Below are 11,395 nucleotides of genomic sequence, written 5' to 3' on the forward strand. Positions count from 1 at the left end.
GGGCGTTTACCGCTCGCGAGCAGTTAGTTGCGATCCGCTTCGGAACAGCTACTGGCTGCTCCGCTCTTGCGCTTTTCCCGCAAGCGATAGCTCTCGCCGCGAATGTTCACCACCGTGCTGCGGTGAAGTAATCGGTCCAACGCCGCACTGGCCATCACTGAATCTTCTGCGAATACACTGGCCCATTCACCGAACGCCTTATTGCTCGTCAAGATGATCGGCTGGTTGCGTTCATAGCGATAACAGATCACTTGAAACAGCAAGCTCGCTTGCACCTTATCCAACTGCAAGTATCCCACTTCATCAATCAGCAACACCTTGGGCTGCATCAGCATGTTCAACTGACGATGCAACTGATTTCGTTCCATCGCCTTGCTCAGCTTACTGGCCAGGTCACTTGCCGATGTAAAGTACACGCGATGTCCCAACTCAGCGACCATCACCGTCAGCGATACTGCGAGCATCGTCTTACCAACTCCGGGTGGGCCCAAGAACACCACGTTACGTCCTTCGCTGATATAACGACAGGTCGCCAGTTCATCGATTAAGCGTTTATCCAGACCTGGCTGCGCCGTGAAGTCGAATTCACTCAATCGCTTGATGAAGGGGAACTTCGCGAACTGAAGGTTCAGTTGCACTCGTTTGCGATGTCGCTCTTTGAGTTCTCCATCAAGCAGATACCCTAAGAAGTGCGTGTATGACCAGTCTTGGGCTGCCGCCCTTTGGCTAGTCGCATCCAGATGCCCCCTAGCGACAGTTAAGCCAAGTAGCTCAAGTGCTTCGCTGGCTCGCTCCTGGTAGACTCTCGCACCGTCGCCTTCAGCGTGTAACTCTGGTGCAGTTCTTTGTTCTGTAATCTTAGTGCTCATGCGCATGCCTCCTCAAAGCTGTTTAAACTGCGAACTTCTACCGACTCATCAAGCTTTACATTGCAGTGCCGCTGGCCCACCACGGGGTGTTGATCCAGCGTGCATCGCCATAACTCTTCGATATGCTGGTCATTGGCCACACTCTGTCCGATACCCTCGGCCAATGGATGTTCGGCAATAATCGTGTCGTTGCACCGAATGATAATCTGCGTGCCTTGCATTTGAAGTTGCACGCATTGACCAATGTATTGCGGTGGCACACTGTATCGCGCACGGTTGTAAGATACGAACGTATCTTTGCTGACCTTGCGTTCGACTCTAATGCTCGACACATATGGCCTATTGGGATCAAGCTGTAGAAGTTGGTCTTTCTCTTGCTTCCAGAGTTGCACAGGCTGTTGACCAGTCGTGCCATGGGTACGTACGTTGGCTGTTTCATCAAGCCATTGCTGACCTTGCAGATTGAGCTCGTCAAGGCCCGTAAACTCGCGAGCGTTGAGGAAGTTGCCTTTGATGTAATCGACCATGCGTTCGACCTTGCCTTTGGTGCGAGGTCTGTAGGGGCGATGCGTTTTGACTTCGAAGCCGTGATGATCAGCGAAGTCCGCGAAAGTGCTGTTAAGTCGACCAGCACCCGAACGCACTTGGGCCATGTTGTCGTAGAGGATCGACTGCGGTACTCCTTGAAAGTACTCGAAGGCTTTCTGGTGACACTCGATGAGCGTGGGAATCTTCATGCTCGTTGTAAAGCGAATGAACATCTGCCGTGAGTAGCTCAAGACAATCACAAAGACGTAGATGTTGATGAGCTTACCGGTGGCGTCAGGGAATTTGCCCACGTGGCCCCAGTCGCATTGAGCTTGCTTGGCAGGCGGCGTTTCGAAACGCACGGTGGCAGAGGCAAGCTGCTTGGAGCGAGCCTTCAGCTTATTGATGTAGCGTCGCAAGGAGTGAATCCCACCGCTGTAGCCCATGGCTTCAATTTCTGGGAGTACGCGCGTCGCATCCAGATCGAATTGCTCGACCCGCGAGCGAATATACTCGCAGAAAGGGTCAATCTTTTTTGCTCGTGGCTTTCGCGGTTTGCGAGCATTTGCTGTTTGCAAGGGATGCTCGCCGCGAGCAATTGCGCGGACTGTGTTTCGTGAAAGGTTTGTATCTTTGGCAATAGAGCGAATAGATTGCTTATTGGCCAATCGTGATTTAACATCCATGTATTGATCCACCAAGATCATAGGAATGAAGACCTCCTGTCGAAGTTGCCTGAAACCAAATCAGGCGACCTAGGAAGCCGTGGTAAGCTGGGTGGTCTGGGTCGCCCTAGCTGCTGCGCAGCAGCTAGGGCAAATTCCTTCTCTAATCCCAGCTTGGTGGGTCAATTCCTAATTGCTCGCTACTGGGTCATTTCTTCATGCTCGATGACACCGTCCTGGGATCTTGATGACCCTGCACACGTGGGGGCAACGGATGCTGCCGCATGTTCACATCCACGTCATGATGACTGCCGGTGGCATCGATCTGGAAAGCCAACAGTGGACTGAGATCCCTTCCGATGCACCGGCGATCCAGCCCAAGCGTCTGGCGCAGGTCTTTCGAAAGAAGTTCATCCGAGGGCTCAAGAGTCTCTTTCGACGTGGCAAGTTATTACTAAAATCCACTGCTGAGCAATTAGAAGTTCCAGATGCTCAGTCGTTGGCAGAATGGTTAGCACCGATCGCGGCCAGGAGCTGGGTCGCAGATGCTCAGCTCACTCCGGACGTACTGGCCACCAAGCGACAATGCGCGATCTACTTGTCGGAGTATGTGCAAGGAACGGCCATCAGTGACGAGCGGATCGTCAGCGATGACGGACAAGAGGTTACGATCAGCTTGTGGAATTATCGCAAGAAGCAATACGAGAAGGAATCGATGCCCGGCGGCGAGTTCGTACGGCGCTATCTGTGGCATATTGTACCTAGAAGCGTTTATCGCATTCGCTATGCAGGCTTGTTCCAGGCTCAAAACCGCAAGGCAAACATCCAGCAGACACGTGCCGCGCTGAACGCGTTTAACCATCCGCGTTCAGATAATGATACGGACGATGATGACGATGTGAATATAGTTCGACATAAGTCACTACTGCAATCGAGCATTAGGGATGCAAGCAAGCTGATCCAGCAGAGCCAATCGCCAAGTGCCCAAGCAGAAGTCGATGACCATGCGCCGCGATGCCAACAATGTGGTGCGGAAGGGATGAGCTTCCAAGAGTATCGCAGTCCCTGGCATACGCGTGGCGATATGGGTTCAGTGTATTACTTGATTACTTACTTCGCCATGGTTTGGACATCTCTGGACGATCGCGTGCGCGAGGTCTGTACCAATGCACGCAAGAACATACGATTCAAGCAACTGAGTTTCGAAGATGCTCGGCTGCTTCGATCAGAAGCCAATGTCTTCGCTGCTTTCGATGTGAAGTTATTAACAGATGATGTTCGCGTCATTACCGCTTGCAGTCGCATGAGCTGCATCAATCAATCAGATACTCAATTACCGTTACCGGAGATTTAAGTTGAAAGAGTTGTTTGACTCTCCCTTGCGGGAGAGTGGCGAGTCTTGCGAGCCGAGAGGGGGCGTTCGAATCATAGCCCGCTTCGCTAACGAGATTCATGTTTCGAATTACGAGTGCAACTTGCCTTTAGTAGCTGAGCAATTCGAAGATCCGAATCAGCAAGAGAAATCCGCATTTAATGAACAATCACCAACACAAATTCAGGCCATTAAGCTGCGTTCTAGCTTGTTCTTGAGCCCTGCAAACAGCTACTCGAAATTGGATTAGTAGCTGGTAATTCTGTAGAGAAAAACATTGAACAACCGCAAAGCTAGGGAGAAGGTCCATCCACAACTCGCAGCCGTTTTACTCACTCGTTACTATCTCTTACTTTGTCGAGTAGCCAAAAAGCTCAATGTACTTGCTAAAACTGCAGAGAAAAATACATGGAGGACAACCCAGAACATATCAAATGAAAAGAATGTCTCATCAAAAATATAAGTATATACAAAAAATAGTGGGAAATAGGAAACTGGACCCGCGGCACGAAACTTTATCGGAATGCATGGAATGAATGCCGTTGCCGCAAAAGACAGTAGGAAAGACACCAAAAACGTTTTATGCATTTTCATTTTGAAATAGCTCCACTCAGAAGCATGTTCCTTGAGTATCAAAATGGACTCGCATGCAACGTGGATATTGCGAACTGCAATTCCGACGCTGAACGCAATCAAAGTACTTCGCTGCATTGACTGGGTTGTCGAATCCAGCGACACCCTTTCCCGCTTGGCCGCCACATGCGTCTGCACAGCCGCGAAACTCTTCTTCAGGCTTATTACAAGTATCCACACAAGATGGCATTCCAGCCTTAATCAATTCACCGAAGGTAGTTACACAGTTAGAACCGTTTACGCAAAACTCTCTCTTTCCAGAGGTGCACTCAGACATTATTTGATTCCATTTTTCTGCAATCGCCGCTTCGTCTAGCTGACAGTCGAAGCACTTAATTTCGTCAGGCTGTCTACCCTCTCCCACGTGCTTGTCCTGGTCCTGAAGCTCTGTATGCCCACCACATTTATGGCATCCGACCGCCCAAACCTTTTTGTCCGTGTCAGGCCAGAACGAGAAGTAACCACTATCGCATTTTAGTGCGGCATGGCCATATAGTTTTTCACCATCGTCGTCCGTACTCTTGTACCAGACATGCAAGCAGCACTTTAATCCAGAGGGATCGAATTTGCTTAACTGCATATTGGCAAGATACATTGAATAGCCATCAACATAGCCCTTTGGATCTCTGCCGGTAAACCTTCCACTATGACCACTGACCCACCTTGCACGGAAGTAATGCAATCCGACGGTATGGTCCCATTCGCGCGCGGTGTAAGTGTAGCGGTTGTCATAAGCGCTGGTAGCTATGACCGAGCCGGATGCGTTGAGCACTGTTGGTTGGCCGTAAGCGGTATAAGCGTAGCGCTCTACAACGCTGCCGCTGGAGCCCGTCATAGCGTAGATCGAGTACTGCTGATTGCGATGATAGTAAAGAATCGTGCCGCCAGTACCGGTCTCTTTGCGTACCACTGGTTCGTCGATGTAGCTGGCGTAGACATAGCGATACAAGGCATTGCTTGGTCCTTGACCTATCACATAATCACACAGCGTTTGCTGACCTGCTTGCACAAAGACCCATGAACCGCTGCTGTGCGAGCGCGTAACGCGTCTACCAAGTGCGTCATACGTAAACGTCACGTCCGGCGTACTATCAGCGTTGATGTCCGCAGACTTCATCCGGTTGTCAAAATCCCAGACCAGATTGAGCGCCGTGCTTGCTCCGGCTTCTCGCAAGTTCGCTGGTATCGACGTCATGTTGCCTTTCACATCGGTCGTGACGCTCTGAGCTGATGCCGATCCAATCTTGTTGGTCAGCAGTTCATGCGTCGGACCATGGGTGCGAGTATGTGCCGTGCCATTGATCGTCGTACTGCTCCAGTCACCGACACTGGTCAAGCTCCAGCTTTGTGATAACTGCGATGGAGCCGATGTTCCGGCTCGAGCGTAACCTGTCAAGCGATCTTCATCATCGTAGCTTGTGCCACCGGAGGTAAAGCCCCAATCGGCCATGGTGCCGCCGATGGTCTCACTGGTCTTGTTCTTGTTTGCATCCCAGGTGTAGCTTAGATTGCCAATCGCTGTGCCAGTGCCACCGAAGGTGATCGAGGTTAGCAAATTGTCATTGGAATAAGCCCTGGTCTCGGTTACGCCATTACCCAGCGTTTCACCTGTGAGCCTGGTGCCATCGTCGTAAGTACGAGTGCTAACGGTATTGCCGTCCAGCTTAAGTAGATTGAGAGCCCCCGTGGCGTGATAGGTCCGCTCTTGGATCGAACTGTCAGGATAGGTGTACTTCACCAGTTCACCACGCGTATTGTACTCAGTACCAATGGTGTAGGTCTGGCCGTTGGTGGTGATCGCTTCGGTGGCTTTGCGACCGACTAGGTCATAAGTATAAGTAACCGTGTTGCTGTAGCGGCCACTGACAGCCGTGAGCATGGCTCCGATACGATTGTAAGTGAACGCATCGCTATCGGCGATCGTGCCCGAGGGCGAGTTCACTTTCGTTCGATAGTCACGCTGAGTCATTCTTCCAGCCAAGTCGTAGTTGAACGTGCAGGTGTCGCCAAGCTGATCTTGCTTGCGCAGTAACCTACCAGCATTGTCGTACACAAAGGTCACGATGCCGTAGGTGGAATCTCCAGGATTGCCGCCACTGTGATCCGGGTAGGTTTCCGTAAGCTTCTCGCCCCGGTCACTGTAAGTATAACTGGTTACGTGGCTTTCTGCATCAGTCAAACTGGCTTGTTGGCCCAAAGCGGTAAAAGTAAACGTCGTCGTGGCACTGATGCGGTCGGTGGTTTGCTTTCGGCGTCCCCGAGCATCGAAGGTGATAAACGTGTCGTTGTTCTTGGCATCGGTCTGTTTGATGGCATTACCGGCCTTGTCATAAGCAGTCTTGGTCACCGCACTGGCGGTGTCTGTCCGCTGAGTATTTCGCCCCAGAACATCATAAACCATGTCAGCTCCCACATTGTTGGGATCTCGGACGGTGAGCTGATTGCCAGCAGCGTCGTAAGTTATGGTGGTGGCTTTGTCCAATTGGTCGAAGCTCTTGAGAGTACGGCCCGCCGCATCGGTCCAGGTGCGTGTAGCGTAGCCCTGAGCATCGATCGACTTGCTTTCCAAAACGGTACCGTAGCCCGATAGGCTAGCGGTATTATCGTGCAACTGGGTTGACCATGAGGCCAGGGTATTGACTGCGGTAGCGCCGGAGCCTTTGTAATTATGGAGTTTACCGCTCATAACCGTGCGGCCAGCCGAATCGCTGATGGAGAAGCTGACTTCATCTTCGGAGTTGACACTGACGACCGCTCGGCCGACAGCCCCTTGGGAACTGTTGAAGCTAATACCAGCTCCGCCATTGACCTGTGTGTCCGCAAGTTTGGTTAGGGCATTGGTGAGGCTGACGCTGAAAGTGCCGCTGGGGCTTACGCCCGATTGCTTGAAAACAGCGACCCCACCGGAACTGTCGAGCCCTACTCCATCGGTCAGGTTATCATCATAAAGAGTAATGCTGGTCAGGCCATCGGCCACCGAGACGCTATTCAAGCCAGCAATCGGAGGATTGGCGGTATCGACCAGACCTCTGGCGCTTAGCCAAGTAGTCCGGTGGGTTGCTCTTCCGCGAGCATCGTATTTAGTGGTCGATTCGGTGATGGTTTTGGAGTTATCCGGATTGTTGTAGTTGCTAGAGTGGCTGGTCACATCCGAGACGGTGATTTGATGGACTGGCCTGCCGCGTGAATCGGCATTGACGATGGACCCATGGCCCAATGGATCGACATTGGCCCGTGTCAGGGCGCAACAGCCAGCTTCGATCATCGTCCAGACCTTGCCAGCAAAGTCGGTGTGCGTCGCTTTGTGGCCGTTGAGATCGTAAGTAAAATATTCGGTGGCTGCGATGCCGGTGCTTGGCGCTTCGGTATGGGAGGCGATTAAGTTGCGACCCGTATAGGTCCAAGTTTCTCTGGCGTTGTTCTCACCTTCGCTATCGGTGCTATCGAAGTAGCGCGGCGATCTTACTTCTGTGACGTTGCTGGCAGCATCGTAAATGGTTTGCGTCTTGGCCACCAAGCTAGTGCCATAGGCCGCCTCTTGGATCGTGTTGCGGCCCCGACCGTCGTAGGTTAATCGGGTTTCGGTATTCCTGCCATCGAACTGCTTCCAAGCCTGCCCTTCCGCATCATAAACAATGTCTTGAATGATGTAGGTTGCATTTGCAGCGGTATCGCGATTGATTGCGAGGAGTGCTTGGCTGAGCGTTTGACCGCCCGTCGGTGCAGGAGGCGTATATTCTGGAACTGTTCCGGTGACAGTGCGTACCAGTCTTCCATCGGTGGCATCATAAGCGTAATAGGTTGGACGGCCATAAGGATCTGTTGTTTTGTAAAGTTGATTGTTCTCGAATTGCTTTGACGCAATCAGAGTTTTGCCAGCCCTCGGATACGTTTTCGTTTCTGCAACGCGTCCTCGATAGTCATAAATATATTCAGTCAACGCACCATTTACTATATGCTTCCAAATTTGGTCGCTCCCAACGACATACGTGAAAGTCTCTGTAACGGCAACTCCCTGATCGGTAGCGGTATCAGTTGAACCGCTCCGTGTTGCCGCCGCCTTGACTTTAGTTACCAAACGTTGCGAGTCGTCATATTCAAACGTATCTACGACGTTCATTCGATCTATGCGCTTAGTAACTAGTCCCAAGCTGGATCCACTAGTGCCATACTCGATCTTCTCGGTGGTGCTATCTCCATAGGTGGTTGTGGTTAGGCGGTTGAGGTTGTCGTAATTGTAAGTTACAACTCTCGACTCAGGGTCCGTGATAGATGCTATATTTCCGGCCGTATCATAAGTCAGAATTGTTGTTGGGCGAGTTCCGCCCGACGTGTCTGCAGGTTGCTTGATCTTCCACAACCTTCCTTCGGAATTGTATTCATAATCCGTCTGTTTATTCAACGGGTCAATGTATGCCGATACTCGTCCTTTGGCAGCCCCGCTAGCGACGTACTCCCACTTATCAATAGAGTATGCCGAGGTCTGTACATCATCAGTAGCACAACGGTTGTAATATTGAATTCCTGTATAGCTGCCAGAACCGGGGAGGTTCGTGGGGTGGTCCTCCAAACCCACGTGTCTCTCAGTCATTTGACCGTCGGAATCGTAAACATATTTGGTGACGCGTTTGAGCCTATCGCGATAACGTGTAACCTTCTTGAAACTATTATAGCAGAAGGTCTCAAAAGTACCGTCAGGATACTCTTTGTAAATCACTGCATTGTCGGTATCGAAGCTATAGTGGCATTCTGTCCCATCCTCTGCGACAGTGTTGAAGCCCATCGGACTTGTGTTATAGTCGGGCAGAAGACCGGCCTCGGTATCTGCAGTTCCCGAGAGTGCGAACCACGAACTGAAGCTGTCGGTGCCTTGTGGGGTAATGGACCAGGTCTTCATATATTTGGATCTAGCTTCCAAGTATGTAGCGTACTGGTTGCCGGAGCTCTCGGTACCGATGACTTTAGTCCTACCTCCCCCTTCATGTTGGACAAGGAATTCAGAAGTACCTCGCATTCCCAGATACTGAACTTCATCATCTCCATTGGTGAGCATCCGAATAGAGTTCAACGGGATTTGATTGCAGTAGGTGGTACTGGTGTTGTAATCGGTCCATGTCCCCGTTTGCATATTGGACAAATACGCAATCTTCTCTTGGTGCTTTGGTGCGGCGGCGCGATCCTGTATGGAGATGGTTGTCGTAATAGTGGGTGTATCTGACGAATATGAAAAGGTCGATTGCAAACCCGTTGGGTAGTCAATACTTGCTAGCTTGCCGCTGGAATAGTTGTAGGTACGAGATTGACCGTTTGGAACTGAAATAGAACTTACAACCCATTGAGCCGACTGTTGCGACGTTCCGTACGAGAATGTAAGTTGATTTCCAAAATGGTCCGTTACCGTGTCGATCTGGTAAGCACGTGACGGAGATGCCGCCAGTTCACCGCTGGTGAAAGTTTTGAAGACAATCGTTGTGTCTCCAAGGGATGATGATAACTTCTTAAGCTTTCCAACTCGGAGATTTGACTGCCCAACATCGAATAGCTGAAAAAGCATTGAACTCCCGTCCCAGGCCTCCGCAAGAACATATTGAGCTCCGTTGAAATCACTTGTGTTGCTTGAAACTATTGGAGTCTGATTGCTCTGAAGCAGAGTTAGCTTCTTCATCGGGTCTCGCTTGGTCGGTTTCAGGACGGCGTAATCTTGGGACGGGGCAGACCAAATTCGGCTGTAGGGCCGAATCTGGGTAATCATTGGGTCCAATACTTCTGCGTTTATCGTAAAACTTCCACTACTACCTGTTTGAGTCAGAATAATTGTATGGTCGTAGTTGGAAAACACACCGGGCCCAAAACTTCCCCCAAACGACATGTCTAGTGGTCGGTGGATTCGACAGATACCCACCCCGTCTTGATCAAGCCGCGGATAATCCCACCCCCAATGATAAAATGATAGAGACATGCCATCGATCAATGACCCGGACGATTGAATAGATGGTACGCGTACCATAGGACCATTGTTTGGATTAAAAGTAAAATGCTGAAAGTCTTGAGGGTAGCTTCGTTCAATTAAGCTATTCAGCAAGGAATTACCGGAACCAACGCAACTTGAACAAGAAGTGTTGCCGTCTGACGAGTCTGAACGAAGCACACTTAAACCACCACCGAACCCTCCAATCCAGTCAAATAATTCAAGTATTTTGCAAGGCACACAAAATCGAGGAGAGGAGCACGTGCAGCCGCTTCCATATCGCACGTAGTCCGCAACAGGAGTTGTACCCGAACCTTTCTCATAGGTGCCTAAAGTCTGACCGTACGTACCACCCGTTTGCCCACGAGCTACGTCCGTTGGGGTGGACAGCAGCCACAACATCAATAAGACAGGAAAGAATTGGTGTGAGCGTAGAGCTAACATGATACAAATTCCCTTGCGACCAAGTTGTAGTAGAGATGAGCTGTTGTAGATAAGGATGTTTCCGGAAATGAGTCTATTGCAGCGCGAGTCGCTCCCGCTTTACGATAAATCGGACGTTACCAGACGCGACAGGGCTACCAGCAAGAATATGGATCGTATCCGAACCAGTGCTTGTCGTAAAAACAGCAGTCGCGATCCCGTTTTGGTCAGCCACCGTAGTAATCGCCGATAGTCCGTTCTCAAACGTGCCCACTCCAAATGCCGTTAGATTTACCGGCGCCTTCGCCAACGTTTTTACACCTAGCCGCACAGCTTCACCATCTTTAATCATGTAAAAGGCGTCGCTGGCACTCTCAAGAAGTGGCACATTGGTTCCTGGCTGAGAAACGTCGTAAATTCTCGCTGGCTCAACTACGTCTAGGTAACTCGCTTCCTGCTCATGCAGTGCAACAAGCTTAGTTGCAGGCTGAACCGTGTGTGTAAGATCGTCCGATCCAAGAACTTGATAAACTGAGGGATTTGCTTTCCATGCATCAACATCGAACGGTCGAGAAGAATGAATTGGCGATAGCCGCTCTGGATACTTCCCAGTTGAAGCTGCTTCCATAACGGAGTCCATCTGCTTATTCTGGCCCCAAGAAAGTATTGGCACTTTTGGACAAGTCACCTGCCCAAACTGGTACTCCACCTTCGAGTTATCGGGGGCAGTTCGAGCCCGCGTCCTAGCTAAACCTGAAACAGAGCGAACCGTCGCAATATCCGTAATGGGTCGCTCAACTCCTCCAATAACCTGTGAAGTACTTCTGCGAATTTGAGGGTCATGATCGCTCAACTCCGTATTTGGCTCTCGTGTGGAAATGTAGTAGGAGAATACCAACATCGGTAACCCGATTAGGCAACAGATTCCTATAGGACT

At 50.7% G+C, this 11,395-nt stretch carries 5 protein-coding genes; 1 reads left to right on the forward strand and 4 read right to left on the reverse strand.

All coding sequences use genetic code 11. The features are described from left to right. Nucleotides 1-23: 23 nt before the first annotated feature. On the reverse strand, nucleotides 24-869 hold the full coding sequence (istB, locus tag SH302x_RS04730; protein WP_479363697.1) for an IS21-like element helper ATPase IstB: 846 nt from the start codon (nucleotides 867-869) through the stop codon (nucleotides 24-26). Further along, nucleotides 866-2,083, reverse strand: coding sequence for an IS21 family transposase (gene istA / locus SH302x_RS04735; protein ID WP_479363699.1), 1,218 nt, complete (start codon nucleotides 2,081-2,083; stop codon nucleotides 866-868). The genes istB and istA overlap by 4 nt, the downstream gene beginning before the upstream one ends. Before the next feature lie 223 nt (nucleotides 2,084-2,306). Here istA and SH302x_RS04740 point away from each other — a divergent pair, with 223 nt between their 5' ends. Continuing rightward, nucleotides 2,307-3,416, forward strand: coding sequence for an IS91 family transposase (locus tag SH302x_RS04740; protein ID WP_479367579.1), 1,110 nt, complete (start codon nucleotides 2,307-2,309; stop codon nucleotides 3,414-3,416). 628 nt (nucleotides 3,417-4,044) lie between these two features. Here the strand turns inward: SH302x_RS04740 and SH302x_RS04745 are convergent. Both SH302x_RS04745 and SH302x_RS04750 read right to left on the reverse strand, forming a co-directional pair. Continuing rightward, complete coding sequence (locus SH302x_RS04745; RefSeq protein WP_479367580.1) at nucleotides 4,045-10,026, reverse strand: RHS repeat domain-containing protein; 5,982 nt, start codon at nucleotides 10,024-10,026, stop codon at nucleotides 4,045-4,047. A gap of 526 nt (nucleotides 10,027-10,552) precedes the next feature. After that, nucleotides 10,553-11,359, reverse strand: coding sequence for a hypothetical protein (locus SH302x_RS04750; protein ID WP_479367581.1), 807 nt, complete (start codon nucleotides 11,357-11,359; stop codon nucleotides 10,553-10,555). Nucleotides 11,360-11,395 lie beyond the last annotated feature (36 nt).

Source organism: Njordella calcicola, assembly GCF_056494125.1.